Source organism: Luteibacter sp. RCC_6_2, from assembly GCF_041360655.1.
Taxonomy (GTDB): domain Bacteria; phylum Pseudomonadota; class Gammaproteobacteria; order Xanthomonadales; family Rhodanobacteraceae; genus Luteibacter.
Genome location: NZ_JBFUPQ010000016.1, coordinates 36,150 through 61,566, shown reverse-complemented (window position 1 = coordinate 61,566; position 25,417 = coordinate 36,150). Strand labels below are relative to the sequence as shown.

Genomic DNA, 25,417 nt, shown 5'->3' with positions numbered 1-25,417 from the left:
GCGCCTCCATCACAAGGAAAACCGCTGAATGCGGATGTTCGCTTCGCTCTACGAGCGCGCCATCGTCTGGGCGCGTCACCGCCATGCGGTCCGCTATCTGGCCGGACTCTCCTTCGTCGAAGCCTTCATCTTTCCGGTGATGCCGGAGATCATGCTGGCGCCGATGATGCTGGCCGAGCCGCGCAAGGCGTTCCGTTTCGCCAACTGGAGCCTGCTGTTCTCGTTGCTGGGTTCGCTGGTGGGCTACGCCCTCGGCCATTTCGCCTACGAGGCGCTGAAGCCGCTGCTCGAATCGCTGCACCTGCTCGCGCCGATCCAGACGGGCGTGGCCAGCTTGCAGAAGGACATGCAGGCGCACTCGCTGGGTCTCTACATCGTATTGGCGATGGCCGCCCTGCAACCCGTGGTGCCGATGAAGTTCGTCACCTGGGCCTCGGGTATCGTCGGCGTGCCGGTGTTGCCATTCCTCATCTGCATGATGATCGGCCGTGGCAAGCGCGTCTGGTTGCTGGCCTTGCTGGTCCGCCTGTTCGGTGAACGCGCGGAACAGATGCTGCGCAAACACATCGAATGGATAGGATGGGCTGTTATCGTAGCGATCATCCTCCTGGCAGCCTGGTGGTTCCTGTTGAGATGAGTGACCGTGAAAGGAAGTCCGCGATGCTCATGATCCGTCCGCTCGCGCTGGCCGCCGTGTTGGCCGCGGGCTTCATGCTTTCCGGATGCGACGTCACCCGCAGCTCGGTCGTCGTCACGCGCAGCCCGGGCAGCACCTACACCCCCGCGCGCGCCGCCACGCCGGCACCTCCGCCGGGCGGCAGTTACCGGGTGTCCAAGGGAGACACGCTCTACAGCATCGCCTTCCGCAACAAGGTGGATTTCCGCGACCTGGCCAGTTGGAACGGGATCGCTTCGCCCTATACGATCTGGCCGGGGCAGGACCTGCGCCTCTCCCCACCGGGGCACGAGGACAAGCCGGCGGCTTCGCACGCCGCCCCCGTGGCCGCCGCCGTGCCGCCTCCATCGGCCGGGCATCCCGCGCCGGCGGCACAGCCGGCGCAGCCCCCCGTGGCGGCTCCACCGCCGGCCCACGTGGCCGATGCCGGAACCGCCTTGCCGCCCACGGCACCCGCGCCGGCAACCACGACGAACACACCCGTCGTCATCGCCGGCAAGCCTGCCGAATCGTTGGTGCCCACGCCTCCGCCACCCAGCGCGCCGGTGACGCAGCCGCCCGCACCGGTCGAGAATCCGCCCGCGACGACGCCCATCGTCGCCAGTGGGGCCACGCGAAGTGCGGGCGGGATCAACTGGCGCTGGCCGGCCGACGGTGCCTTGTTGAAGAAATTCTCATCCAGCGACGCCATCCCCGGCATTGAGGTGGGCGGCAAGGCGGGCGATCCCGTCCGCGCCGCCGCCGACGGCGTGGTGGTCTACAGCGGCAACGGCCTGGTCGGTTACGGCGAACTCGTCATCATCAAGCACAGCGACAGCTTCCTTTCCGCCTACGGTCACAACCGCAAGCGCCTGGTGAAGGAGGGCGAGAAGGTGAAGGCCGGGCAGAGCGTGGCGGAGATGGGTTCCACCGGTGCCACGCGCGACGAATTGCAGTTCCAGATACGCCGCGACGGCAATCCCGTCGATCCGCTGCAGTACCTGCCGCCTCGCTAGGTGTTGGTCTGAGATTTCCGCTGGCCTGGGGTTTCTGTGAGCCTGAGGTTTCTGTGGGAGCCGCTTCAGCGGCGATGGGTGCTCGACTCGAGCTTGCCCGCTGCCGCGGGATCGCCGCTGAAGCGGCTCCCACAGGGTCAGTCCCACAGGGTCAGTCCCACAGGGTCAGTCCCACAGGGTCAGTCCCACAGGATCAGTCCCACAGAATCAGTCCCAGAGGTCGGTTCTGCAGGCTTAGCCGGCGCGTTTTTGCCGTGCTTCGAACGCCTGCAGATGCGCGAAGGCCACTTCCAGCATGGGTGCGGGGACGCCGGCATCGCGTGCGCGCCGCAGCATGTCGCCGACGATGTGGTCGGATTCGATGCGTTGGCCGGATTCCAGGTCGCGCAGCATCGAGGCGGTCAGCGGCGAGCCCTCCTGCGTCAACGTCTTCCAGGCGAACGAGCGTGCGTTGTCCGGCACCGGGTGGCCCGACGCGCGGGCCACGGCCAGGCATTCCTCGTACATCCTTTCGGTAAGGTGGCGGCCGTCGTCCGTGGCGACGATATCGCCCACGCTGGCCCGGAACAGGCAGGTGGCACCCGCGAGCGTGGCCAGGAACGAGAACTTGGCCCAGAGGTCGCGTTGGATGTCGGTGGAATGGGTGTGGTCGACCTTCGCCGCGGCGAAGGCGGCGGCGATGGCTTCGCACCGGTCGCCGTGCGGCCTGCCGTCGCGTTCGCCGAAGGTGATCGAGGCGCCGTTGCCCAGATGGAGGATCTCGCCTTCCGGGCCTTTCGCCGCACTGATGACGCAGAGACCGCCGATGACCTTATCCGGTCCGAACCGCTTATCGAGCACCGGGTAGTGAGCCAGGCCGTTGAGGATGGGCAGGATCGCGGTCGCTTCGCCTACGGCCGGATCGATCGCCTCGATGGCCGAGTGCAGGTCGTAGGCCTTGCAGGACAGCAGGACGAGATCGAAGGACCCCGCGCCGGTCACGTTGTCGGCGGTGACGTGGTCGACCCGCACCGTGGCGTCGCCGAAGGGGCTGCGGATCACCAGCCCCTTCTCGTCCAGCGTCCTGGCCCGTTCGGGCCGGACGAGAAAGGTGACGTCGGCACCTGCCTGGGCCAGCCGGCCACCGAAGTAGCCGCCGGTGCCGCCGGCTCCAAGAACGAGGATGCGCATGAGGATTCCTCAGGGGAGGATGAATGCCGCGACCACGCGCCGGCCTTCGCCCGCGAGCAGGCTGTAGGTCCGCGCCGCGGAGCCATTGGTCATCGCCTCGATGCCGATGCCACGGCGCAGGAAACCCGCCATCACCTCGCCCGGAGGGAAGACCTGGCGTTCGCCCGTGCCCAGCAGGACCAGCTCCGGCTCCAGCGCGACGATCTTCTCGACGTCGGCCAGCGTGAGCCGGGAGGCATCGGTGGCGGTCCAGTCCTCGATGACCTCTTTCGGGGTCAGCAGGATGCTCTTGTGGAAGTCGCGGTCGACCACCGTGACCGTGTCGGCACCCACCCGGCGCACGAAGAGGTACTCGCCGGGATGCTCGAACGACAGTTCCATGGGGCTTACCGGGGCAGGGCCAGCTTGGGGTCCTGTTCGTTCCGGCGGAACAGGACGACGACGTGGCCGATTTCCTGGACCGTCTCCGATCCGGTCTGGCCGGTGAGGAAGGCGATCTGCGCCTGGCGCTCGTCCTTGTCGCCCCCGGAGAGCTTCACCTTGACCAGCTCATGGATGTCGAGGGCCTGGGCCAGTTCCTTGGCGACCGCCTCGGTAGCGCCCTTGTTCCCCAACAGGATGACGGGGCGGAGATCGTGGGCGAGGCTGCGCAGGTAGCGGCGCTGTGTAGGGGAAAGCGACATTGCGTTCAGGTTCGATGTGCGGCTGACAGGCGTCAAAGGGTATCATGCACGACCTGCACCTTACTTATTGTTGGTCGAAAGCCCATGGCACGCAGCAAGAGCAGTTCCCGTTGGCTGCGGGAGCATTTCGACGATCCCTACGTCAAGAAGGCCCAGGCCGAGGGTCTTCGCTCCCGTGCCGTCTTCAAGCTCGAAGAGCTGATCGACCGCGATCGCCTGCTGAAGCCCGGCATGACCGTCGTCGACCTCGGCGCCGCTCCCGGCGGCTGGTCGCAGCTCGCGCGGCAGCGCATGGGCGACACGGGCACGGTCATCGCCCTGGACATCCTGCCCATGGCGGGCCTTGCCGGCGTGGACTTCATGCAGGGCGATTTCCGCGAGGAATCGGTCCTTCGCGAACTCGAAAGCAAGCTGGAAGGCCAGAAGGTCGATCTTGTCCTCTCGGACATGGCCCCCAATATGTCCGGTGTGGCACTCGCCGACCAGATCCGCGCCATGGACCTGTGCGACCTCGCCCGGCAGTTCAGCCTCGACTGGCTGAAACCCGGTGGGTCGTTCCTGGTGAAACTGTTCCAGGGGGCAGGGTTCGACGAGTACCTGAAGAACTTGCGCGCGGACTTCAGTCGCGTGACGATGCGTAAACCGAAGGCCTCCCGCGCACGTTCGCGAGAGGTCTATGCGCTGGCGACCGGCCTCAAGTCCGCGTCCCGGCAACCTGGCGAGAACCGCGCATGAATGAGATGGCGAAAAACCTGTTGCTCTGGCTGATCATCGCGGTGGTCCTGCTGACCGTGTTCCAGACGTTCAATCCGCATGGCGGATCGTCCCAGGACATGTCCTACACGACCTTCGCCCAGCAGATCGACAACGGCAACGTGGCGAGCGGCACGATCACCTCGACCGCCCCGCCGACCATTACCGGCAAGTTGAAGGACGGCGGTTCCTACCGCACCGTGGTGCCGGTCGTGGGCCTGTCCACGAGCGACCTGGTCAAGCAGATGCGCGACAAGGGCGTCGAGCTTCGCCAGGAACCCGCCGACAACGGCTTCTCGCTGCTCGGCCTGCTGTTCAACTGGCTGCCGATCATCATCTTCGTGGCCGTGCTGATCTGGTTCATGCGCCAGATGCAGGCGGGTTCGGGTGGCCGTGGTGCCATGAGCTTCGGCCGCTCGCGCGCCAAGCTGCAAGGCGAGGACCAGGTGAAGGTCAATTTCGGTGACGTCGCGGGTTGCGACGAAGCCAAGGAAGAAGTCGGCGAGCTGGTGGAATTCCTGCGCGATCCCGGCAAGTTCCAGAAGCTGGGCGGCAAGATTCCGCGCGGCGTGTTGATGGTCGGCCCGCCGGGTACCGGCAAGACCCTGCTCGCCAAGGCGATCGCGGGCGAGGCCAAGGTGCCGTTCTTCTCGATCTCCGGCTCCGACTTCGTCGAGATGTTCGTCGGTGTCGGCGCGAGCCGCGTGCGCGACATGTTCGAGCAGGCGAAGAAGCACGCACCGTGCATCATCTTCATCGACGAGATCGACGCCGTCGGCCGCCATCGCGGCGCCGGCATGGGTGGCGGCCACGACGAACGCGAGCAGACGCTCAACCAGCTGCTGGTCGAGATGGACGGCTTCGAAGGCACCGAGGGCATCATCGTCATCGCCGCCACCAACCGTCCCGACGTGCTCGATCCGGCGCTGCTGCGTCCGGGCCGTTTCGACCGCCAGGTGGTCGTGGGCCTGCCGGACGTGAAGGGCCGTGAGCAGATCCTCAAGGTGCACATGCGCAAGGTGCCGACCGCGGCCGATGTCGAGCCGATGGTCATCGCGCGCGGTACCCCGGGGTTCTCCGGTGCCGACCTCGCCAACCTCGTGAACGAGGCGGCCTTGTTCGCCGCCCGCGAGAACGCGCGCGAAGTGCGCATGAGCCACCTCGACCGCGCACGCGACAAGATCCTCATGGGTTCCGAGCGCCGCTCGATGGCGATGAACGACGAAGAGAAGCGTCTCACCGCCTACCATGAGGCCGGCCACGCGATCATCGGCCGTCTCGTGCCCGAGCATGATCCGGTCTACAAGGTCACGATCATTCCCCGCGGCCGCGCGCTGGGTGTGACGATGTACCTGCCGGAAGGCGACCGCTACAGCATGAACAAGGTCGCGATCGAATCGCAGCTGTGCTCGCTGTACGGCGGCCGCGTCGCCGAGGAACTCATCTTCGGCCACGACAAAGTCACGACGGGTGCTTCCAACGACATCGAGCGTGCGACGAAGATGGCGCGCAACATGGCGACCAAGTGGGGCTTGTCCGATGAACTCGGGCCGGTGACCTATGGCGAGGAAGAAGACGAGGTCTTCATCGGCCGCTCCGTCACGCAGCACAAGAGCGTGTCCAATGAGACGGCGCGCAAGATCGACGAAGTGGTGCGCACCATCCTCGACCGCGCTTACGCGCGCAGCAAGGAGCTGCTCACCACCAATATCGACAAGCTGCACGTGATGGCCGAGGCGCTGCTGCAGTACGAGACGATCGACGCGCGCCAGATCGACGACATCATGAACAATCGCGAGCCGGGTCCGCCGGCCGACTGGCAGAAGCCGGGTTCGACGCCGCCGCCTCCGCCGCCCCGTGGCGACGCCGGCTCCGCGCCGGACAAGGTCGGCAAGCCGGCCACGCAGCTGTAAAGGGAAGGGCGGCCGAGGCCGCCCTTCCTTCGTTCGGACGGCTATTTACAGCGACTGTTACGAATCCGAGAAAAAAAGATGCACAAAAGTGTTGACGCGTGCGTCCGATATCTGAATAATTCCGCTTCTCGGCACGGCGCTAACGCTTCACGGCGATAGTCACCGGGTCTAAGGTTTCAAGTGTGCGCCCGTAGCTCAGCTGGATAGAGTACCAGGCTACGAACTTGGTGGTCGGGAGTTCGAATCTCTCCGGGCGCACCATTTTTTAAGCAGCAAAGCCGGCGCCTTCGTGCAACGGTCGCGGTAGTTGAAAGTGTGGTGTGTTCATACAGATTGACGGGCTTGAGTTTGACCCGTAACATTTGAAGGCTTCACCCCAGTGAATCGGGATAGTGCTTTAAGTTTCGGGGTATAGCTCAGTCTGGTAGAGCGCCAGCTTTGGGAGCTGGATGTCGGGGGTTCGAATCCCTCTGCCCCGACCAGTTGGCGTTCTACATACAGTGCCTGCGCCTGTAGCTCAATCGGATAGAGCATCGGCCTTCTAAGCCGACGGTTGCAGGTTCGATTCCTGTCGGGCGCGCCAAATGGTGTTTTATGGTGGGCGTAGCTCAGCTGGTTAGAGTACCGGATTGTGATTCCGGATGTCGTGGGTTCGAGTCCCATCGTCCACCCCACTTACAACGTAGCTGCAAGTTTTAACGGGCCGTTAGCTCAGTTGGTAGAGCAGTTGACTCTTAATCAATTGGTCGTAAGTTCGAATCTTACACGGCCCACCAATTCAAGACGCCGGTAGCTCCCGCTACCGGCGTTTTCTTTTAGAATGGCTCGCTGCGCGAGAGTGGCGGAATTGGTAGACGCACCAGATTTAGGTTCTGACGCCGCAAGGCGTGCGGGTTCGAGTCCCGCCTCTCGCACCATTCTGTTTCTCCTTGGCTCCCACAGGCTTTCTTTCCCGAGCGACGGTGTAACCGGAGCGACGAGGGCGGCGGCCGACGGCTCCGCCTACCGCGGTTCCCAGACTTCCGTGAAGAACCTATAAAAAACCCGCCTGTGCGGCGGGTTCGTCGAGGTGCGCGGGTACCGACCTGGGCGCTACAGGATGCCCATGAGCTTCACGAAGCCGACGGCGGCAGCAAACAGACCAGCGGTCGCGACGAAGGGATACCAGCGCGCTTCCGAGTTGATCTTCGCGGTCTCCGCCATGAGTTTGCCAATCTCGGCGCGGACTTTCTCCAGCTCGTCGGGTGTCATGGTTCTTGCTCGGGCTTCGGGGACATCACGCCTTCCTAGGTTGTCATTGTGACATGGTAGCGAAGGGGTCGAGGACTTCTGTGGGGGAAAGTTCGACTGCGGGTAAGCGATGCGCGCCGCTTTTTAACCCCTTGTGGCCACGAACAGCCCCAGCGCGATCATGACGACGCCCGACACGCGGGACAGCAGGCGCTCCCGCCGCGCCTTGGCGTCCGATGCGAGGAAGCGGCTGGCGGCGAATACCGCCACCAGGTCGGCGCTTGTATTGAGCAACACGCAGATCGTGCCGAGCAGGATGAACTGCGGTGCGAAAGCATGTCCCGGCAAGACGAATTGCGGAATGAACGCGATGAAGAACATGGCGGTCTTCACGTTCAACGCTTCGACGACGATGCCGTCCCTGAAGGCTTTTTTCGCTCCGGCGCGGGCCAGGTGAGGCACGTCGGTGGCCTTCGGCCGCGCGAGCAGTATCTTCAGGCCAAGGTAAAGCAGGTAGGCCGCTCCAAGGTATTTGATCGCGGCATACAGGACGGGCGATTCCGCGATGAGCAGGGACAAGCCCAGCGCCGACAGCACGACATGCACCATGCCACCGCCGGCCGTTCCCACCGATGACGCGACGCCCTCCGCCCGGCCACCCGCCACCGTGCGGGCCACCACGTAAGCGATGCCTGGACCGGGCACGATCGCCAGCGCCGTGGCGGCAAGCAGGAACGATATCGAAGGAAGCATGACAGGGACCGTCGCTGGGTTAATATATTGACCGCGTGGTTCAAGGTAACGACTAATGACCAAGAAAGTCAATATATCGACCGATCCGGATACGGGCCTCGATGGACTCAGCGCGGCGCTGTCGACGCGGATGAAGACCCTTCGTGCGAACGCGGGGCTGACGCTCGATGCCCTCTCCAAGCGCTCAGGCGTGAGCAAGGGCATGCTCGTGGAGATAGAGAAAGGAACTGCCAACCCGAGCATCGGTACGCTGTGCAAGGTCGCCGCGGCCTTTGGCATGTCGGTCGCGGATATCGTCAGCGTCGCCCAGGCCTCACCCGTCCGCCATGTCGCTGGTGGCGATATTCCGACGTTGTGGACCGGAAGCGAGGGAGGCAGCGCGCGGTTGCTTGCCGGTACCTCGGGCCCCGACATGATCGAGCTCTGGCGCTGGGTCATGCGCCCAGGTGAATCGTACGAGTCGCAGGGGCACCCTGCGGGAACGATGGAGTTGTTCCATGTGGAGAAGGGTGAGCTTCACCTGGTCGTGGGTGGCACGACGCTCGTGCTGCCGAAAGGCGACTCCGCGATCGCCCGCACCGATGTGCCGCACCGTTATGCGAACGAGGGAAAGACCGAACTCGTTTTCACGATGACGGTCGCGGAACTGCATCGGCGCGGATAGCTGGCCGCCGACGCACGCGGGGACGATCAGAACGCCAGTCTGATGAGGCAGGCGATGAGTGCCGTGACGCCGCCAAGGACACCAACCGCGAGGGTTCCCAGGGCGATCATCGGGTAATAACGGCTTTCGGCCTGAATCCTCGCCGTTTCCGCACTGAGCTTGCTCGTCTCCGCGGACAGCTTGCCCGCTTCGTGCACGAGCTTGATCAGGGTCGCGTCGATCAGGCGGTAATCGGTGTCGTTCACGCGTGTCCTTGCCGTGACTGTCCTTGGGAAAGGCATTGTACATGCGTGATTCGCGATGGCTTTGCTGATGCGGCCTGATCGCGCGCCAGCGCGCTTCCCACCCGACGGTAGGTGGGAACTCGCGTAAGAGCGAAGTCCATTAGGGTGGGAAGCGCGCTCGCGCGCGATCGCTCCGTAGCCCGATTACGCCCGAACGCGGCGCGCCACGACCAGTCCCAAAGCCGCCAGCACCACCGTGATAGCGAAATTGGCGGCGAACGCCGCGGTGTGCGAAACATCGAGCAAGGCGCCGAACAACGAGCCGCCGATCGCCAGCGTGGTCGCGACCATCAACGATTCGCACAACTGCAACGCGGAACTGTTCGTGCCTTGTTCGTGCTCGGCGGACATCGACAAGGCGAGCACGGCGACGGTGCCGTAGAGCATGCCCATGCCGAGGCCCGTAAGCAGCCAGCCGGCGACGGAGGCGGTGACCGGCATCCAGGCGAACGTGCTGAGCGACGCGACGATGACGCCGATCACCATCAGGACGGTGCCGCGATTCAGCAGCGCCTGCCGCGAGATCTTCGCGTAATGGCCCTGGTACCACGAACCCGAGAACCAGCCGATCGCGCCCACGCTGATGGCGATGCCAGCCCACATCGGCGACAGGCCGTGCTCACTCGAAAAGGCCAGTGGCAGGAAGGCTTCGGTGCCGAAGAACGCGGAAGCGGCGACGCCACGCAGGGCGACCACGGCGGGAAGGCCACGCGCCCCTCGCAAGGTGCCTGGCGGAAGCAGGCGCCGCCCACAGAAAAACAGCAGCGCGACGGCTGGCACGAACAACGCGGCGGCGAGCCAGCCGTGTTCCTGTCCGGCAACGAACAGCAGGCAGACGCCGAGGGAGGCGCCGAACGCGTTCATCATCCGCCCGGGTGTTTCGCTGGCGATGCCCGAGGGTTTGCCCAGCGAACGAAGCGCGCCCCGCAACCCCGCCGCGGCGGGAATCGCCAGCAGCGGTACACCGAGGAAAACCCAGCGCCAGCCGACATGTTCGACGATGGCACCGCTCACGGCGGGACCGATCAGCGCAGGCACGACCCAGCCCGCCGAGAAGGAGGCGAACACCTTCGGTCTCAGCGATTCCGGATACAGCCGGCCGACGATCACGTAAAGGGCAGGCGAGAGACAGCCAGCGCCCAGGCCCTGGATCAGGCGGCCGATCAGCAAGGTGGGCATGTCGTGGGCGAAGCCGGCGATGAGCAGGCCGACGACGAAGCCCGCCAGGCCGGTCCACATGGCGGGGGCGGGACCCCGGCGGTCGCTCCAGCGTCCGGACAAGGTCATGCCGATCACGCTGGTGGCCAGGACGCCACCGAAGGCGAGGGCGTAGGCCTTCAGTCCATGGAGGTCTCGCGCCACCGTGGGCATGGCCGTGGTGACCGCCAGGGCTTCGAAGGCGACCAGGGATATGAGGGCGACCATGCCGATGGTGGCCGCTCGGTAGGGGGGGGCGAGGATGCCGGGCGGGTGGGGCGTTCCGGTGGCGCTGTAGAGGTCTGGGTCCGACGTTCCCACGTTCATTCTGCTTCCTTGGGGAAAGGGGAGTTTCGCACGCTTGCGTGCTTTGCCCGGGAGGCGCAGCATGAGACCTCAACGTTTGTTGAGGTCAAGCGATGCGCGAACTGAGCGTGGGCGAGGCGGCGAAGCGGTCCGGCCTGGCCGTGTCGGCGCTGCATTTTTACGAGCGCAAGGGCCTGATCCGCAGCCTGCGGACGGCCGGCAACCAGCGCCGCTATGGGTCCGACGTGCTCCGCCGGCTCGCGGTGATCCGGGTCGCCCAGCGGGTAGGCGTGCCCCTGGAGGCCGTTCGCCGGGCTTTTTCCAGCTTGCCGGACGAGAGGACGCCTACGCGCGAGGAGTGGGCGAGGATGTCCGCCGCCTGGCGGGAGGAACTGGAGGAACGGATCGCCCTGCTGGTCAACCTGAAGGATCGGCTGACCGATTGCATCGGTTGTGGCTGCCTGTCCCTGACGGCCTGCGCCCTGGCCAATCCGGGCGATGCGCTGGCCGTGGAGGGTGGCGGCCCCAGGCGCTGGGAACCGGGTTGACGACGGTTGCGGCGGCAGGAGGCCAAAACGTAGAATGGGCAGTCATTTGCGGGGTTTTTCGCCGCCGGGGGGAAGGTCGCGGCGGCCGGCCCCGGATTCGCGGTGAATTCCTTTGTTTCGGTTACGGCGACGGATGTTCGCCATCGCGCCACGTCCGTGGTGGTTTCAGGAGAGGTCATGCAGGTTTCGGTTGAGAATGTCGGCAAGCTCGGGCGCAAGCTCACGGTGAAGTTCCCGGCGGAGCGTCTCGAGTCGCAGGTCAGCGAGCGCATCGCGGAAATGGGCCGTACGGTGCGGCTGAAGGGCTTCCGTCCGGGCAAGGTGCCTGCCAACGTGATCAAGCAGCGCTTCGGCGCGCAGGTCCGTGGCGAAGCCCTGTCCGAGCTCATCGGCAGCACGCTCCGCGATGCCGTCACGCAGGAAAAGCTGCAGCCGATCGCCAACCCGTCCGTCGATACCACGGGCAATGCCGAGAACGGCGAGATCGCCTACACGGCCACCTTCGAGGTGATGCCGGAGTTCCCGGCCGTCGACGTCTCCGCCCTCGAGATCGCCCGTCCGAAGGCCGAGGTCAAGGACACCGACATCGACAAGATGATCGAGACCCTGCGCACGCAGCGCCGCAGCTTCGACGAAGTGTCGCGTGCGTCGAAGGAAGGCGACTTCGTCATGTTCGAATACGCCGCCGAAGCGGGCGACTACCGCTTCCCGGCCGAAGGCCTCGAGCGCGCGGGCAGCGTGCTCGGCTCGGGCACCCTGTTCAAGGCGCTGGACGAGGCCCTGACCGGCCGTAGCGCCGGCGAGGACCTGGTCCAGGACGTGGCCTTCCCCGAAGACTTCCGCAACCCCGACCTGGCCGGCAAGACCGCCAAGGTCACTTTCAAGATCGTGAAGGTGCAGGAACCGAACCTGCCGGCCGTCGACGCCGAGTTCGTGAAGATGTTCGGCGTGGCCGATGGCGACATCGAGACCTTCCGCAAGGAAGTCCGCGCCAATCTCGAGCGCGAACTGAAGGCCACCCTGATGGCCCGCCTGAAGTCCGAAGTGGCGGAAAAGCTGGCCAATGCCTACCCGGGCCTCGACGTGCCGGAGCTCATGGCCAACGCCGAGGCCCACAGCCTCGCCGCCGGCAACCTGCCGCGCGGCCAGGAACCGAGCCCGGAGATGATCGCCGAGGCGGCGCCGTTCGCCCGCAAGCGCGTCATCGCCGCTCTCCTGATGGGTGAGATCGCCCGCAAGAACGAGCTCCGCCTCGATCGCAAGCGCATGAGCGAGATGCTCACGGCGATCGCCTCGACCTATGAGGAACCGGAAAAGGTCATTGAACTGTACAACGGTGACCCCCAACTGATGTCGGGACTGCAGAACCGCGTGATGGAAGACCAGGTGGCCGAGTGGGTGGCGGATAATGCCAAGACCACCGACCAGGAACTGAGCTTCGACGAGGTGATGCGACCGATCGGCGCGTAAGCTCCAACCAGAGCACGCCGACTCACTGGTAACAACCGGGCCCCACACGAAGGAGAGACCCCATGTCCATGGCTCCGATCCAGAATCTCAACCTGGTGCCCATCGTCGTCGAGCAGACCTCGCGTGGCGAGCGTTCGTACGATATCTACTCGCGTCTCCTCAAGGAGCGCGTGATCTTCGCCGTCGGCCCGGTCGACGATTACATGGCCAATGTGATCGTCGCCCAGCTGCTGTTCCTCGAGTCGGAGAACCCGGACAAGGACATCAGCCTGTACATCAACAGCCCGGGTGGCTCGGTCACCGCTGGCATGGCGATCTACGACACGATGCAGTTCGTGAAGCCGGACGTCAGCACGATGTGCATCGGCCAGGCCGCCTCCATGGGCGCCCTGCTGCTGGCCGCCGGCGCGGCGGGCAAGCGTTACTCGCTGCCGCATTCGCGCATCATGATCCACCAGCCCTGGGCTGGCGGTATCTCCGGCCAGGCCACGGACATCGAGATCCACGCCCGTGAGATCCTGACCATGCGCGAGCGGCTCAACGCGATCCTCGCCAACCACAGTGGCAAGACGGTGGAAGAGATCGCCCGTGACACCGAGCGTGACCGCTTCATGAGCGGCGCGGAAGCCCAGGCCTACGGCCTGATCGACTCGGTTCTCGACAAGCGTACGGTCGACACCGTCCGTTCAGCTTGATTGAACTTTTTCGCTTGTGAAAACCGGCACTTCGCCCCTGAGTCCAGGGGCGGAGGGCTGTGCTATTCTCAAAGCGCACCTGGATTCTCAGTAGGGCCCATAGCATGAGCGACGAGCGGCAAAGCCGTTCCAACGACGGCGGCAAGATCCTTTATTGCTCTTTCTGCGGCAAGAGCCAGCATGAAGTGCGCAAGCTGATCGCCGGCCCAAGCGTGTTCATCTGCGACGAATGCGTTGAGCTGTGCAACGACATCATTCGCGAGGAACTGGAAGAAAAGGCGGCCTCCGGTCGCACGCACCTTCCGAAGCCGCGCGAGATCATGGAAGCGCTCGACCAGTACGTGGTCGGCCAGACGCGCGCCAAGAAGGCGCTCTCCGTCGCGGTCTACAACCACTACAAGCGCATGGAATCGCGCCAGAAGAACGACGACATCGAGTTGGGCAAGTCCAACATCCTCCTGATCGGTCCGACCGGTTCGGGCAAGACGCTGCTGGCCGAAACGCTGGCGCGCCTGCTCAACGTGCCGTTCACGATCGCGGATGCCACCACGCTGACCGAAGCCGGCTACGTGGGCGAGGATGTCGAGAACATCATCCAGAAGCTCCTGCAGAAGTGCGACTACGACGTCGAGAAGGCGCAGAGCGGCATCGTCTATATCGATGAGATCGACAAGATTTCGCGCAAGAGCGAAAACCCGTCGATCACCCGCGACGTCTCCGGTGAAGGCGTGCAGCAGGCCCTGCTCAAGCTCATCGAGGGCACGCTCGCCTCGGTGCCGCCGCAGGGCGGCCGCAAGCATCCGCAGCAGGAGTTCCTGCAGGTCGACACGCGCAACATCCTCTTCATCTGCGGCGGCGCGTTCGCCGGGCTGGAGAAGGTGATCCAGCAGCGTTCCGAGACCACCGGCATCGGTTTCGGCGCCGAAGTACGCTCGAAGGAGCGCACGGAGAACGTCGGCAAGATGCTCTCGGAAGTCGAGCCGGCGGATCTGGTCCGTTTTGGTCTGATCCCCGAGTTCGTGGGCCGTCTGCCCGTGGTCGCCACGCTCGACGAACTCGACGAGGCGGCCCTGGTGCAGATTCTCACCGAGCCGAAGAACGCGGTGACCAAGCAGTTCCGCAAGCTGTTCGACATGGAAGGCGCCGAACTGGAATTCCGTCCGGAGGCCTTGTCCGCCATCGCCCGTCGCGCGCTCAAGCGCAAGACCGGCGCACGTGGACTGCGAACCATTCTCGAACAGGTATTGCTCGACACGATGTTCGAACTGCCTTCGCTGGAACATGTCAGCAAGGTCGTCGTGGACGACGCCGTGATCGACGGCCAGGCCGAGCCCTACCTGATCTACCGCGGCAACCTGCAACAGCAGCGGATCGCGGGCGAGGGCGGCGACGCGGCCTGATTCGTCCGGCAGAGCAAGTCATGGCGGCCCCGGCGTTCCACGACGCCGGGGCCGTTTTTCTTTGCACGCCCGGCTCTTGATCGACCCTCCGCGAACCACCACTTGACGTCTATGGCGGCTCCGGCGCAGTGTCGGGGCGAGGCCCAAATCTTCCGAGGGAAACCCCAAGCACATGGCGAAGAATCGCAGCCAAACCACGAGCGGATCCGAACTGGACCTGTTGCCGGTCCTGCCCCTGCGTGACGTCGTCGTCTACCCGCACATGGTCATCCCGCTCTTCGTCGGGCGCGACAAATCCATGCGTGCGCTGGAACGGGCGATGGAAGGCGAGCGGCAGATCCTGCTCGTCGCGCAGAAGAGCCCGGACATCGACGATCCCTCCATCGGCGACCTGCACCAGGTAGGTACGCTCGCTGGCGTCCTGCAATTGCTGAAACTGCCCGACGGCACCGTGAAGGTGCTGGTCGAAGGACAGTCGCGCGTGCAGATCGACGCCTTCGAGGACGAGGCCGGCATGATGAGTGGCCGTGCCCGCGTCATCGAGCCCATTTACACCAGCAACGAGCGCGAGCTCGACGTGGTCTCGCGTTCGCTCGTTTCCCTGTTCGAACAACTGGTGAAGCAGAGCCGCAAGCTGCCGCCGGAAATCCTGGCCACGCTTTCGGGGATCGACGATCCCTCGCGTCTCGCCGATTCCATCGCCGCGCACCTCTCCGTGCGCATGGGCGACAAGCAGAAGGTGCTCGAGACCGCCGACGTCGGCCAGCGCCTGGAGTTGCTCATCGGCCTGGTCGATGGCGAGATGGACCTGCAGCAGGTCGAGAAGCGCATCCGCGGCCGTGTGAAGTCGCAGATGGAGAAGAGCCAGCGCGAGTACTACCTCAACGAGCAGATGAAGGCCATCCAGAAGGAACTGGGTGACGGTGAGGAAGGCGCGAACGAGATCGAAGAGCTGCAGAAGAAGATCGACGCGGCCGGCATGCCGAAGGCGGTGCTCGCCAAGGCGCGCCAGGAATTCAACAAGCTCAAGCAGATGTCGCCGATGTCGGCCGAAGCCACGGTCGTGCGCAACTACCTCGACTGGGTGGTGGGCGTGCCGTGGAAGAAGCGCAGCAAGGTCCGCAAGGATCTCGCGCTGGCCCAGGAGACCCTCGACGCCGACCACTTCGGCCTCGAGAAGGTGAAGGAGCGCATCCTCGAATACCTCGCTGTCCAGCAGCGGGTGAACACGATGAAGGGCCCGATCCTGTGCCTCGTCGGTCCGCCCGGCGTGGGCAAGACCTCGCTGGGACAATCGATCGCCAAGGCGACCAACCGCAAGTTCGTGCGCATGAGCCTGGGCGGCGTGCGCGACGAGGCCGAGATCCGTGGCCATCGCCGCACCTACATCGGTTCCATGCCGGGCCGGATCGTGCAGAACCTCAACAAGATCGGCACGAAGAATCCGTTGTTCGTCCTCGACGAGATCGACAAGATGTCGATGGACTTCCGCGGCGATCCTTCGTCGGCGCTGCTCGAGGTGCTCGACCCGGAACAGAACAACGCGTTCAACGACCACTACCTGGAAGTCGACCTCGATCTCTCCGAGGTGATGTGGATCGCCACGGCCAACTCGTTGAACATCCCCGGGCCGCTGCTCGACCGCATGGAGGTGATCCGCATCCCGGGTTACACCGAGGACGAGAAGCTCAACATCGCGCAGAAATACCTGCTGCCGAAGCAACTCAAGGCCAATGGCTTGCGTGCCGAGGAACTGACGGTGGGCGAGGACGCGCTCCGCGACATCGTGCGCTACTACACGCGCGAGTCGGGCGTTCGCAACCTCGAGCGCGAGATCTCCAAGATCTGCCGCAAGGTGGTCAAGGAGATCGCGCTGGGGACCGTGCCGGCCAAGGCGAAGGCCAAGGTCAAGAAGGCACCCGCGAAGGCCGCCAAGGGTAAGGCGCTGGCGCCTGCCCAGGTCCGCGTCGACGGCGAGAACCTCGATCACTACCTCGGCGTGCGCCGCTTCGACTTCGGTCGCGCGGAGCAGCAGAACGAGGTGGGCCTGGTCACCGGCCTCGCCTGGACGCAGGTGGGTGGTGACCTGCTCAGCATCGAAGCCTCGGTCGTGCCAGGCAAGGGCAGGCTGGTCCACACCGGACAGCTCGGCGACGTGATGAAGGAATCGATCCAGGCGGCGCTCAGCGTCGTCAGGGCGCGCGTCGCGGCGCTCGGTATCGAGCCGGACTTCCACGAGAAGCTCGACATCCATATCCACGTGCCGGAAGGCGCCACGCCCAAGGACGGCCCGAGCGCGGGTATCGCGATGTGCACGGCCCTGGTCTCCGCACTGACCAAGGTGCCGGTGCGTTCGGAAGTGGCCATGACCGGTGAGATCACCTTGCGCGGCCGCGTGCTGCCCATCGGTGGCCTCAAGGAGAAGTTGCTCGCGGCCCATCGGGGTGGCATCACCACGGTGATCATCCCGGAGGAAAACAAGAAAGATCTCGTCGACCTTCCGGAGAACATCACGGGGTCGCTCGACATCCACGCGGTGAAGTGGATCGACGAGGTGCTCGATCTCGCACTGGAACGCCCGCTGAGCCCGAAGAAGACGGGTGAGGGTGGCGAGGACGTGGAGGTGCCGAGCCAGCCGGCCAAGCGTGGCAAGGGCAAGGCATCGCCGTCGCTCACGCACTGAAACGTTTCATCGTTCCTTCTCACGAACAAGGGCACACGTAAGTGTGCCCTTTTCGTTTTCGTCGTCCTGTCATGGCGCCCCCGCGATAATCGTTTTTCCCGCCGCGCGCAAGCCTCCAAAGACCATGCATATGTGCTGAAAGCCTTGGTATTGCTTGTATTGCGATGGTGGGAGGGCACTGGTATAAAGGCGACACCGCAATCGCTCGCGCCGCAAGGGCGCCATGGATAGCGGGGTCGGCGAACGACGCCATCGGGCTTCGATTCGACGATCTGCCGTCTTCTCGTACAGGATCGCTGTCCAGCGATTCGAATTACCTTTGAAGGGAGTTACGTAATGAATAAAACCGAACTGATCGCCGCCATTGCCGACAAGAGCAATCTGTCCAAGGCCGACGCCGGCAAGGCTCTCGAGGCGTTCATCGATGCGGTGAAGGACAGCCTCAAGCAGGGCGACGACGTGGCTCTCATCGGCTTCGGCACTTTCAAGCTGCGCAGCCGCGCCGCTCGCACCGGCCGCAACCCGCGCACCAATGCGGAAATCAAGATCCCGGCGTCCAAGGCTCCGGCCTTCACCGCTGGCAAGGCGCTGAAGGATCACGTAAACTAATCGGTTCTTACCGTAGGGGGTGCTTAGCTCAGCGGTAGAGCGTCGCCTTTACACGGCGCTGGTCGGGGGTTCGATCCCCTCAGCACCCACCAAACGTAAGTGGAGTGGTAGTTCAGTCGGTTAGAATGCTGGCCTGTCACGCCGGAGGTCGCGGGTTCGAGTCCCGTCCACTCCGCCATTGGTCCGCAAAGGCGCCCGCGTGGCGCCTTTGCTTTATCTACCGCCGGTAAGGGTTATCGGCGTCACCTTCGCGAGTCGCATCATGCTGCAAGCCCTGCGTAACAAGATCCATGGCTGGCCCGCCGCCATCGTGCTCGGTGTCTGTGTTTTCGCCGTCGCGTTCTTCGGTATCGAGTCGTACTTCGTGTCGCGAGTCGACACCTACGTCGCGAAGATCGGCGACCACGAGATCTCCCAGCAGGACTGGCAGCAGCGGCTCAACGAGCTCCGCCAGCAGGCAGCGCAGGACCCGCGCTCGCCGTTCACGGCCGCCGACCTCGAAAAGCCCGAGCTGAAACAGCGCGTGCTGGACGGCATGATCAGCCAGGCACTGTTGCAGCAGGCCAACACCGACCTCGGCCTCGTGGTCTCCGATGCGAGCGTGCGCTCGGCGATCGGCAGCGACCCCGGCTTCCAGGTCAACGGCCAGTTCAGCCCTGAAGCGTATCGCGCGATCCTCTCGATGCAGGGCATGAGCCCGGGCATGTACGAGGCCAAGGTGCGCGCCTCGCTCGCCACGCAGATCCTCCCGGAGGCCATCGCGAACACCACGCTGGTCAGCGACGCCGATGTCGACGCGTTCTTCCGTCTGCGTCTGCAGCAGCGCGACCTGCGCTTCGTCGAGCTGCCGCGCCCGTCGCTCACCGACGCCAGCGTCGCCGATGCCGACATCGACGCGTTCTACAAGTCGCACATCGCCGACTACACCACGCCGGAACAGGTTTCCGTGCAGTACCTCGAAGTGAAGCAGTCCGAGCTCAAGGTGGGCGAACCCACCGACGAGCAGTTGCACGCGTTCTACGACAAGTTCAAGCAGCGTTACGCCCAGCCGGAACAGCGCGAGGCGTCGCACATCCTGGTCAACGTGCCCAAGAACGCCACGCCGGAGCAGCAGAAGGCCGCGCTCGAGAAGGCGAAGAAGATCGCCGCCGAAGCCACGCCGGAGAACTTCGCCAAGCTCGCCGCCGAGAACTCCGACGACCTGGGTTCCAAGCGCAGCGGTGGCGACCTCGGCTGGTTGGAGAAGGGCGTCGCGAACGCCGCCTTCGACACGGCGTTGTTCGGCATGAAGAAGGGCGACATCACGAAGGAGCCCGTGCTTTCGCCGGAAGAGGGCTACCACATCATCTGGCTGCGCGATGCGCGCGAGGGCGACGCCAAGCCGTTCGCCGAGGTGCGTGCGCAGTTGGCCGCGGACTGGGCCAAGAACGAAGGCGAGCGTCTCTACAACGAGCGTGCCGGGCAGCTTGCAGATCTCGCCGACCGCAATCCCGGTTCGCTCGAGCCGGCGGCGAAGGAACTCGGCCTCGAGATCAAGACCTCTCCGCTGTTCGGCCGCGACGGGGGTCCCGGTATTCCGTCGGACCCGAAGTTCGTCGCCGCGGCCTTCGCCGACGACGTGCTCGCCCAAGGCAACAATTCGTCGCTGGTGCAGGTCGACAAGGGCGACGCGCTGGTGATGCACCTGGCCAAGCACAACGCCGCCGCACCGAAGCCGTTGGCCGAGGTCGCCGATGCCGTGCGCCAGCGCATCCTCGACGAGCGTGTCGACGCGTTGGCGAAGAAGCAGGCCGACGACCTCATCGCGCAGCTGGCCAAGGGCGGCGACATCGCCACCCTGGCGAAGGCTCCGGTACGCACGCTTGCCGGGCTGGAGCGCAGCAAGCTCGCCAGCATCAACGACGTGCCGCCGGCGATCCTGCAAGGCGCCTTCACCCTGCCTCATCCGGCCAACGGCAAGGCTGCGTGGACCACCGTGCAGACCGGCAACGGCGCCTACGCGCTGGTGGCGGTCGACAAGGTCACCGATGGCGATCCATCCAAGGTCGAGAAGGCACAGCGCGACGCCCTCCGCGGCCAGATGATGGACGCGATGGCCCAGGCCGCCACGCTGGAATACATCCAGGCGCTGAAGGCCCGCGGCGAGATCAAGATCGCCCAGGACCGCATGTAAGCACGGCGAGTACCGGCGCTTCGAGAAGCCCCTCTCCGGAGGGGCTTTTTTGTCCTCCGGGTGGAAGCCGCCCCTGGTGGGAGCCGCTTCAGCGGCGATCCCGCGGCAGCGGGCCGGGTTTATGCATGGCTCGGCTTCGCCTTCGCGTTGGGTGCGGCAAGTGACCAACGGCACGGCGAGCGGCATGCGGCATGCGGCACATCGCACGCGGCGAGCGTTGCTCTTCCCACCAACCCACCGCAGTGTGGAGAGAGCTGCCGGGCGCCACCCTCGGCGCGACATGAGGAGCCGAGGATGGGCGGGAGGACAAGGCCCGCAGGGGATCGGCCTGGACGGCCGATCGTTTTCGCTGAGGCAGGAGCCGAATCGAAAACCCCCGCCCGACCGTCCGAGCCCGAAGGGGCGCCAGCCATCAAACATGGCCGCGCAGCGGCTTCCCTTCCCAAGGGACGGCACCGCCTGTCGCGCCGAGGGTGGCGCCCGGCAGATCCCCCGCGACGCATACACCCCAATGCGAGGGCAAAGCCGAGCCTACTAAGAAAAAAGCCCCTCGATGACGAGGGGCTTTTTCAGTTTCACCTTCGACCTCGCAAGCGAGTTCCGAAAGTTACGGGCGGCGCTCCAGCGCCGGATCTTCTTTCGTGACCGGCATGAGGTCCTTCTTCGACACGCCGAGCCAGAGCAGGATCGGGCTGGCGACGAAGATCGAGGAAAGCGTGCCGACCAGGATGCCGATCAGCATCGTGATGGCGAAGCCGTGCACGACCGGGCCACCGATGAAGAACAGTGCGGCCATGGTGATGCCGGTGAACAGCGAAGTGATGATCGTGCGCGACAACGTGCTGTTGATCGAGCGGTTGAGCACTTCTTCCGGCGTGGCGTTACGACTGGAGCGGAACAGTTCGCGGACGCGGTCGAAGACGACGACCTTGTCGTTGATCGAGTAACCGACCACCGCCAGCACGGAGGCGAGCACGGTCAGGTCGAACTCGCGCTGGGTAAGCGCGAAGATGCCGAGGGTCACCAGCACGTCGTGGATTTCGGTCGCGAGCGCCGCGATGGCGAAGCGCTTCTCGAAGCGTATCCACAGGTAGCCCATGATGCCGACGATGACGAAGATCACCGCCACGATGCCGTCGCTGCGCAGTTCCTCGCCGACCTGCGGACCGACGAAGGACTTGCTCTTCATCGCCACGTCGGGACGGGACGCCTTCAGCGCCGCCATGATGTCGTTCGCCACCTTCGTGGCCGCCTCGTCGTTCGTGAGGTTGCCGGCGGCGGCGACGTCGCCCTTCGGCTGAAGACGGATGGTGAATTCGCGGGTGCCGCCGACGGCCTGCACGAGCGGGTTCTCCAGGTGCGCCTTCTCGAGCGCCGAGCGGACATCGGTGGGGTCCACCGGCGTCTTGTACTCCACCTGGACCGCCACGCCGCCGAGGAAGTCCTGCCCGTAGTTGAAGCCGCGGGTCATGATGAGGGCGATCGAGCCGATCATGAGCAGCACGGCGAGGCCGATGCTGAACTTGCGCAGGCCGAGGAAGTTGAAGTTCGAATTGTGGTTGAAGATTTCCATGGCGTCCCTCCCGTCAGACCGACAGGGTCTTGAGCTTGCGGCCGCCGTGGATCAGCGCCGTGATGGCATGGGTCACCGTCACCGATGTGAACATCGAGGTCAGGATACCGATGAACAGCGTGACGCCGAAGCCCTTGATCGGGCCCGAGCCCATGGTCATGAGGCCTAGCGCCGCGAGCAGATGGGTGACGTTGGCGTCGAGGATGGTCGCCCACGCCTTGTCGTAACCCGTACGGATGGAGGCCAACGGCGACGAGCCGTTGCGCAGTTCCTCGCGGATGCGTTCGCAGATCAGCACGTTGGCGTCGATCGCCATGCCGAGGGTGAGCACGATACCCGCGATGCCCGGCATCGTCAGCGTGACGCCGATCATCGACATCACGGCGACCAGCAACACGAGGTTGAAGAACAGCGCGATATCGGCAACCAGGCCGAACAGCTTGTAGTAGATGGCCGCGGCCACCAGCACGAGGCCGAGGCCGAGCATCACCGCCTTGAAGCCCTTGTCGATGTTGTCGGCACCGAGGCTGGGGCCGATCACGCTCTCGCCGACGATGTCGACCGGCGCGGCCAGCGAGCCGCCACGGAGCAACAGCGCGAGTTCCGATGCTTCGGTATCGCTGGGCAGGCCGTTGGTCGAGAACTGCTTGCCGAAGGGCGAGCTGATATTGGCGTAGTTGATCACTTCCTCGGTGATCTTCGGCGTCTTCACTTCCTTGCCGTCGACCATCTTGGTCTCGACCGTGCGCGTGATGTAGAGCACCGCCATCGGCTTGCCGACGTTGTCGTTGGTGAACTCCTGCATCTTGCGGGCACCGGCGCTGTTCAGCGAGACGCTGACGTTCGGCGTGCCGTTCTGCTGGTCGCGGCCGGACACCGCGCTGGTGAGTTCGTCACCCTTGGCGATGACCTTCTTGCTGAGCAGATAGGGGCGTCCGTCGCGGCCGTAATAGAGCTTGGCGTCGGGCGGTACGCTGCCCGAGCGTGCGGCATCCACGGCTTGCTGCGGCGTGTACAGGCCCGCGCGGTATTCGAGGGTCGCAGTGGCGCCGATCAGCTTCTTGGCCTCGGCGGTGTCCTGCACGCCGGCGAGTTCGACGATGATCTGGTTCGCACCCTGCTGCTGGATGAGCGGCTCGGACACGCCCAAGGCGTTCACGCGCTGGCGCAAGGTGGTGACGTTCTGGGTGATCGTGCTCTGCGCCAGTTCACGCAGCTTGGCCGGCTTCACCGTGGCATTGAGGATGAAGCGGCTGCCGGTGGCCGGGCCATCGGCCACGGTGAGATCCGGGTAGTCCGTGGCGATGAGGGACGCCGCCTGCTGGCGATCGGCATCCGAACGCAGCACCACGCTGACGCCCTGGCCGCGCGCGTTGCGGTTCACGGCATCGTAGGAGACGTTCTTGTCGCGCAACAACGAGCGAATGTCGTCGGCGTAGCGGGTTTCCTGCGCATCGATCACGGCGTTCTGGTCCACTTCCATGAGGAAGTGCACGCCGCCCTGCAGGTCGAGGCCCAGGGGCATCGAGTTCGCATTGATGGCACGCAGCCACGAAGGGACCGTCGAGGCGAGGTTCAACGCCACCGTGTAGCTGTCGCCGAGCCCCGCGCGCAGGACATCGGACGCCTTGGCCTGCGCATCGACATTGCCGAAGCGAGCCAACAGGCGCGTGGCCTTCGCATCAATCTCGACCGATGAAGGCGGCACCTTGGCCGCGGCAAGCATGCCCTCGACCTTTGTCTTCAGCGAAGCGTCGACCGCGGAGCCACGATTGCCCGAGATCTGCACGGCGGGCTGCGGCGGGAAGACGTTCGGCAACGCGTACACGATGCCGAACAGCAACACGATCACGACCAGCGCGTACTTCCAGCGTGGAAAATCACTCATGCCTTACATTCCATGAAAGCGGCCGTGCCGGCCGCGGCTGACGCTATGGCGGTGGGAAGCCTTACGACTTCTTCAGGCTGCCCTTCGGCAGCACCTGGGTGATCGAGCCCTTCTGCACCTGGACGACGGTACCCGGGGCGATCTCGACGCGGACGAACGACTCGCCCACCTCTTCGATGCGGCCGGCCAGACCGCCACCCATGACCACCTCGTCGCCCTTGGCGAGGGCGGCCAGCAGCGCGCGGTGCTCCTTCTGCCGCTTCATCTGCGGGCGGATCATCATGAAATAGAAGATGCCGAACAGCACCGCCATCATGATCAGCGGCGAAAAGCCCAGGGCGCCCTGTGGGGCGGCTCCGGCGGCGGGAGCGGTGGCCTGTGCAATGGCGGCGAACGTCGGAAGGCTCATCGGATTTCTCGCAAGTCATGGAACAGCCAAGGAAAAGCGGCCGTTCACGGAAAAAGATCGTGGATTATGCCACGCACCCCGGCGGTTATGTACCGCGCCGCCCCAAGGGCGGCGACACGGGACACCACGGCCCCGCCAAGGCATTTGGGGCGGTGGAGGACGCCCGCAAGGGGATCAGCCGTCGATCTCGGCCTTCCGCCGCGCCGAATAGAACGCCGCCACGAAGTCCTCCAGCCCGCCCGCCTCGATCGCCGCGCGCAGGCCGGCCATGAGCCGTTGATAGTGACGCAGGTTGTGCATGGTGGCCAACTGGCTGCCGAGAATCTCGTTGCAACGGTCCAGATGGCGCAGATAGGCGCGGGAGAAGCCGCCCGCGCAGGCATAGCAGTCGCAGCCTTCCTCGATCACGCGGGTGTCCATCGCGAACTTCGCGTTGCGGATACGCAGCGTCCCCTCGGCGGTGAACAGGAAGCCATTGCGGGCGTTACGCGTGGGCATGACGCAGTCGAACATGTCCACGCCACGGCGCACCGCCTCCACGATGTCTTCCGGCCGGCCCACGCCCATCAGGTAGCGGGGGCGATCCTTCGGCAGCATGGGCAGGGTGAAGTCCAGCGTGTGGTTGCGCTCGGCCTCGGGTTCGCCGACGGCGAGACCGCCGACCGCATAGCCGTCGAAGCCGATCTCGACCAGGCGTTCGGCCGAGCGTTGGCGAAGATTCTCAAAGGTGCTGCCCTGGACGATCCCAAACAGGGCATTGGGGTTCTTGAGGTCGTCGAACGCCCGCCGTGACCGCTCGGCCCAGCGCAGACTCAGTTCCATGGAGTCGGAGGCGACCTTTTCCGTGGCCGGATAGGGGGTGCACTCGTCGAAGATCATGGCGATGTCGGAATCCAGCACCTTCTGGATACGCATCGACTCCTCGGGCGAGAGAAAGACCTTCGAGCCATCCACGGGAGAGGCGAACGTAACGCCTTCTTCGGTGATCTTGCGCTTATGTGCCAGGGAAAAGACCTGAAACCCGCCGGAATCGGTCAGGATGGGCTTGTTCCAGCCAATGAATTTGTGCAGGCCGCCGAACTCCCCGACGATTTCCAGTCCCGGGCGCAGGAATAAGTGGAACGTGTTGCCGAGGATGATCTCCGCGCCGATGTCGAGGACATCGCGCGGGGTCATGGCCTTCACCGAGCCATAGGTGCCCACCGGCATGAAGGCGGGCGTTTCGACGGTGCCGCGGCCAAAGCAGAGACGGCCGCGCCGCGCCGCGCCATCGGTGGCGAGGAGTTCGAAGGGAAGCTGGGTCATCCCGCCATTCTACCTTGCGGGCCACCAACCTTGCCGGGAA

23 protein-coding genes and 8 tRNA genes are annotated in these 25,417 nt (G+C 64.9%); 20 read left to right on the top strand and 11 right to left on the bottom strand.

Annotated elements, in window-relative coordinates; all coding sequences use genetic code 11:
* Positions 1–28 precede the first annotated feature (28 nt).
* Together AB6730_RS16400 and AB6730_RS16395 are read left to right on the top strand one after the other, a co-directional pair.
* Complete coding sequence (locus AB6730_RS16400) at positions 29–637, top strand: YqaA family protein (RefSeq protein WP_306847738.1); 609 nt, start codon at positions 29–31, stop codon at positions 635–637.
* Positions 638–666: 29 nt separating this feature from the next.
* Positions 667–1,671, top strand: a complete 1,005-nt coding sequence (locus AB6730_RS16395) for a peptidoglycan DD-metalloendopeptidase family protein (RefSeq protein WP_371024670.1) — start codon at positions 667–669, stop codon at positions 1,669–1,671.
* 234 nt (positions 1,672–1,905) lie between these two features.
* On the opposite strand, the gene panE is transcribed toward AB6730_RS16395, so the two are convergent.
* The 3 genes from panE to AB6730_RS16380 are packed head-to-tail and all read right to left on the bottom strand — an operon-like array spanning position 1,906 to position 3,524.
* Positions 1,906–2,847, bottom strand: coding sequence for a 2-dehydropantoate 2-reductase (gene panE / locus AB6730_RS16390; RefSeq protein ID WP_371024705.1), 942 nt, complete (start codon positions 2,845–2,847; stop codon positions 1,906–1,908).
* A 3-nt stretch (positions 2,848–2,850) separates the two neighbouring features.
* Positions 2,851–3,222: an Mth938-like domain-containing protein gene (locus AB6730_RS16385; protein WP_306847732.1), complete on the bottom strand. Its 372-nt coding sequence runs from the start codon at positions 3,220–3,222 to the stop codon at positions 2,851–2,853.
* A 5-nt stretch (positions 3,223–3,227) separates the two neighbouring features.
* Complete coding sequence (locus AB6730_RS16380) at positions 3,228–3,524, bottom strand: YhbY family RNA-binding protein (protein WP_371024669.1); 297 nt, start codon at positions 3,522–3,524, stop codon at positions 3,228–3,230.
* A gap of 84 nt (positions 3,525–3,608) precedes the next feature.
* Between AB6730_RS16380 and rlmE the strand changes: the two genes are divergently transcribed.
* From rlmE to AB6730_RS16340, 8 genes are all read left to right on the top strand, one after another.
* Positions 3,609–4,259 (top strand): 23S rRNA (uridine(2552)-2'-O)-methyltransferase RlmE, encoded by a 651-nt coding sequence (gene rlmE, locus AB6730_RS16375; RefSeq protein WP_371024668.1) that lies wholly within the window; start codon positions 3,609–3,611, stop codon positions 4,257–4,259.
* Complete coding sequence (gene ftsH, locus AB6730_RS16370; protein ID WP_371024667.1) at positions 4,256–6,190, top strand: ATP-dependent zinc metalloprotease FtsH; 1,935 nt, start codon at positions 4,256–4,258, stop codon at positions 6,188–6,190. The genes rlmE and ftsH overlap by 4 nt, the downstream gene beginning before the upstream one ends.
* Before the next feature lie 184 nt (positions 6,191–6,374).
* Positions 6,375–6,451, top strand: a tRNA-Arg gene (locus tag AB6730_RS16365).
* Between the two features lie 144 nt (positions 6,452–6,595).
* Positions 6,596–6,672: transfer RNA gene (locus AB6730_RS16360), tRNA-Pro, on the top strand.
* Positions 6,673–6,696: 24 nt separating this feature from the next.
* A tRNA-Arg gene (locus AB6730_RS16355) sits at positions 6,697–6,773 on the top strand.
* Positions 6,774–6,787: 14 nt separating this feature from the next.
* Positions 6,788–6,864, top strand: a tRNA-His gene (locus AB6730_RS16350).
* 26 nt (positions 6,865–6,890) lie between these two features.
* Positions 6,891–6,966, top strand: a tRNA-Lys gene (locus AB6730_RS16345).
* 56 nt (positions 6,967–7,022) lie between these two features.
* Positions 7,023–7,107 (top strand) — tRNA-Leu (locus AB6730_RS16340).
* A 175-nt stretch (positions 7,108–7,282) separates the two neighbouring features.
* Here the strand turns inward: AB6730_RS16340 and AB6730_RS16335 are convergent.
* Both AB6730_RS16335 and AB6730_RS16330 read right to left on the bottom strand, forming a co-directional pair.
* On the bottom strand, positions 7,283–7,441 hold the full coding sequence (locus tag AB6730_RS16335; RefSeq protein ID WP_371024666.1) for a hypothetical protein: 159 nt from the start codon (positions 7,439–7,441) through the stop codon (positions 7,283–7,285).
* Positions 7,442–7,564: 123 nt separating this feature from the next.
* Entirely contained in the window at positions 7,565–8,173 is a 609-nt protein-coding gene (locus tag AB6730_RS16330; protein ID WP_371024665.1) for a LysE family translocator, read from the bottom strand.
* 55 nt (positions 8,174–8,228) lie between these two features.
* Between AB6730_RS16330 and AB6730_RS16325 the strand changes: the two genes are divergently transcribed.
* Positions 8,229–8,837, top strand: coding sequence for a helix-turn-helix domain-containing protein (locus tag AB6730_RS16325; RefSeq protein ID WP_371024664.1), 609 nt, complete (start codon positions 8,229–8,231; stop codon positions 8,835–8,837).
* 26 nt (positions 8,838–8,863) lie between these two features.
* Here the strand turns inward: AB6730_RS16325 and AB6730_RS16320 are convergent, their stop codons facing one another.
* Together AB6730_RS16320 and AB6730_RS16315 are read right to left on the bottom strand one after the other, a co-directional pair.
* Complete coding sequence (locus AB6730_RS16320; RefSeq protein ID WP_371024663.1) at positions 8,864–9,082, bottom strand: hypothetical protein; 219 nt, start codon at positions 9,080–9,082, stop codon at positions 8,864–8,866.
* Between the two features lie 183 nt (positions 9,083–9,265).
* On the bottom strand, positions 9,266–10,639 hold the full coding sequence (locus AB6730_RS16315) for an MFS transporter (protein WP_371024704.1): 1,374 nt from the start codon (positions 10,637–10,639) through the stop codon (positions 9,266–9,268).
* Between the two features lie 98 nt (positions 10,640–10,737).
* On the opposite strand from AB6730_RS16315, the gene soxR reads away from it, so the two are divergent.
* The 9 genes from soxR to AB6730_RS16270 all read left to right on the top strand — a co-directional run bounded on the left by soxR (position 10,738) and on the right by AB6730_RS16270 (position 20,202).
* Positions 10,738–11,172 (top strand): redox-sensitive transcriptional activator SoxR, encoded by a 435-nt coding sequence (soxR, locus tag AB6730_RS16310; RefSeq protein WP_371024662.1) that lies wholly within the window; start codon positions 10,738–10,740, stop codon positions 11,170–11,172.
* Positions 11,173–11,349: 177 nt separating this feature from the next.
* A complete protein-coding gene (gene tig, locus AB6730_RS16305) occupies positions 11,350–12,642 on the top strand; it encodes a trigger factor (RefSeq protein WP_371024661.1) in 1,293 nt (430 codons plus the stop codon).
* Positions 12,643–12,710: 68 nt separating this feature from the next.
* Positions 12,711–13,337, top strand: a complete 627-nt coding sequence (clpP, locus tag AB6730_RS16300) for an ATP-dependent Clp endopeptidase proteolytic subunit ClpP (protein WP_371024703.1) — start codon at positions 12,711–12,713, stop codon at positions 13,335–13,337.
* Between the two features lie 104 nt (positions 13,338–13,441).
* Positions 13,442–14,737, top strand: a complete 1,296-nt coding sequence (gene clpX, locus AB6730_RS16295) for an ATP-dependent Clp protease ATP-binding subunit ClpX (RefSeq protein WP_371024660.1) — start codon at positions 13,442–13,444, stop codon at positions 14,735–14,737.
* Positions 14,738–14,909: 172 nt separating this feature from the next.
* Positions 14,910–17,420 (top strand): endopeptidase La, encoded by a 2,511-nt coding sequence (lon, locus tag AB6730_RS16290; RefSeq protein WP_371024659.1) that lies wholly within the window; start codon positions 14,910–14,912, stop codon positions 17,418–17,420.
* Positions 17,421–17,756: 336 nt separating this feature from the next.
* A complete protein-coding gene (locus tag AB6730_RS16285; RefSeq protein ID WP_371024658.1) occupies positions 17,757–18,029 on the top strand; it encodes an HU family DNA-binding protein in 273 nt (90 codons plus the stop codon).
* Positions 18,030–18,046: 17 nt separating this feature from the next.
* Positions 18,047–18,121: transfer RNA gene (locus tag AB6730_RS16280), tRNA-Val, on the top strand.
* Between the two features lie 9 nt (positions 18,122–18,130).
* Positions 18,131–18,207 (top strand) — tRNA-Asp (locus AB6730_RS16275).
* 84 nt (positions 18,208–18,291) lie between these two features.
* Positions 18,292–20,202 (top strand): SurA N-terminal domain-containing protein, encoded by a 1,911-nt coding sequence (locus tag AB6730_RS16270; protein ID WP_371024657.1) that lies wholly within the window; start codon positions 18,292–18,294, stop codon positions 20,200–20,202.
* A gap of 607 nt (positions 20,203–20,809) precedes the next feature.
* Here AB6730_RS16270 and secF read toward each other — a convergent pair.
* The 4 genes from secF to tgt all read right to left on the bottom strand — a co-directional run bounded on the left by secF (position 20,810) and on the right by tgt (position 25,377).
* Positions 20,810–21,775, bottom strand: coding sequence for a protein translocase subunit SecF (secF, locus tag AB6730_RS16265; RefSeq protein WP_371024656.1), 966 nt, complete (start codon positions 21,773–21,775; stop codon positions 20,810–20,812).
* 13 nt (positions 21,776–21,788) lie between these two features.
* Positions 21,789–23,663 carry a protein translocase subunit SecD gene (secD, locus tag AB6730_RS16260; RefSeq protein ID WP_371024655.1) on the bottom strand — a complete coding sequence of 625 codons (1,875 nt, stop codon included), beginning with the start codon at positions 23,661–23,663 and terminating at the stop codon, positions 21,789–21,791.
* A gap of 61 nt (positions 23,664–23,724) precedes the next feature.
* Complete coding sequence (gene yajC, locus AB6730_RS16255; RefSeq protein WP_306852036.1) at positions 23,725–24,072, bottom strand: preprotein translocase subunit YajC; 348 nt, start codon at positions 24,070–24,072, stop codon at positions 23,725–23,727.
* A 174-nt stretch (positions 24,073–24,246) separates the two neighbouring features.
* A complete protein-coding gene (gene tgt / locus AB6730_RS16250) occupies positions 24,247–25,377 on the bottom strand; it encodes a tRNA guanosine(34) transglycosylase Tgt (protein WP_371024654.1) in 1,131 nt (376 codons plus the stop codon).
* Positions 25,378–25,417: the final 40 nt, after the last annotated feature.

Excerpts from the sequence above, each read along its gene's own strand:
- lon (WP_371024659.1), top strand. The coding sequence starts at position 14,910 with ATGGCGAAGAATCGCAGCCAAACCACGAGCGGATCCGAACTGGACCTG.
- AB6730_RS16400 (WP_306847738.1), top strand. The coding sequence starts at position 29 with ATGCGGATGTTCGCTTCGCTCTACGAGCGCGCCATCGTCTGGGCGCGT.
- AB6730_RS16270 (WP_371024657.1), top strand. The coding sequence starts at position 18,292 with ATGCTGCAAGCCCTGCGTAACAAGATCCATGGCTGGCCCGCCGCCATC.
- AB6730_RS16330 (WP_371024665.1), bottom strand. The coding sequence starts at position 8,173 with ATGCTTCCTTCGATATCGTTCCTGCTTGCCGCCACGGCGCTGGCGATC.
- AB6730_RS16285 (WP_371024658.1), top strand. The coding sequence starts at position 17,757 with ATGAATAAAACCGAACTGATCGCCGCCATTGCCGACAAGAGCAATCTG.
- clpX (WP_371024660.1), top strand. The coding sequence starts at position 13,442 with ATGAGCGACGAGCGGCAAAGCCGTTCCAACGACGGCGGCAAGATCCTT.
- tgt (WP_371024654.1), bottom strand. The coding sequence starts at position 25,377 with ATGACCCAGCTTCCCTTCGAACTCCTCGCCACCGATGGCGCGGCGCGG.
- AB6730_RS16385 (WP_306847732.1), bottom strand. The coding sequence starts at position 3,222 with ATGGAACTGTCGTTCGAGCATCCCGGCGAGTACCTCTTCGTGCGCCGG.
- soxR (WP_371024662.1), top strand. The coding sequence starts at position 10,738 with ATGCGCGAACTGAGCGTGGGCGAGGCGGCGAAGCGGTCCGGCCTGGCC.
- clpP (WP_371024703.1), top strand. The coding sequence starts at position 12,711 with ATGGCTCCGATCCAGAATCTCAACCTGGTGCCCATCGTCGTCGAGCAG.
- yajC (WP_306852036.1), bottom strand. The coding sequence starts at position 24,072 with ATGAGCCTTCCGACGTTCGCCGCCATTGCACAGGCCACCGCTCCCGCC.
- AB6730_RS16380 (WP_371024669.1), bottom strand. The coding sequence starts at position 3,524 with ATGTCGCTTTCCCCTACACAGCGCCGCTACCTGCGCAGCCTCGCCCAC.
- ftsH (WP_371024667.1), top strand. The coding sequence starts at position 4,256 with ATGAATGAGATGGCGAAAAACCTGTTGCTCTGGCTGATCATCGCGGTG.
- AB6730_RS16395 (WP_371024670.1), top strand. The coding sequence starts at position 667 with ATGATCCGTCCGCTCGCGCTGGCCGCCGTGTTGGCCGCGGGCTTCATG.
- AB6730_RS16325 (WP_371024664.1), top strand. The coding sequence starts at position 8,229 with ATGACCAAGAAAGTCAATATATCGACCGATCCGGATACGGGCCTCGAT.
- tig (WP_371024661.1), top strand. The coding sequence starts at position 11,350 with ATGCAGGTTTCGGTTGAGAATGTCGGCAAGCTCGGGCGCAAGCTCACG.
- secD (WP_371024655.1), bottom strand. The coding sequence starts at position 23,663 with ATGAGTGATTTTCCACGCTGGAAGTACGCGCTGGTCGTGATCGTGTTG.
- rlmE (WP_371024668.1), top strand. The coding sequence starts at position 3,609 with ATGGCACGCAGCAAGAGCAGTTCCCGTTGGCTGCGGGAGCATTTCGAC.
- AB6730_RS16335 (WP_371024666.1), bottom strand. The coding sequence starts at position 7,441 with ATGACACCCGACGAGCTGGAGAAAGTCCGCGCCGAGATTGGCAAACTC.
- secF (WP_371024656.1), bottom strand. The coding sequence starts at position 21,775 with ATGGAAATCTTCAACCACAATTCGAACTTCAACTTCCTCGGCCTGCGC.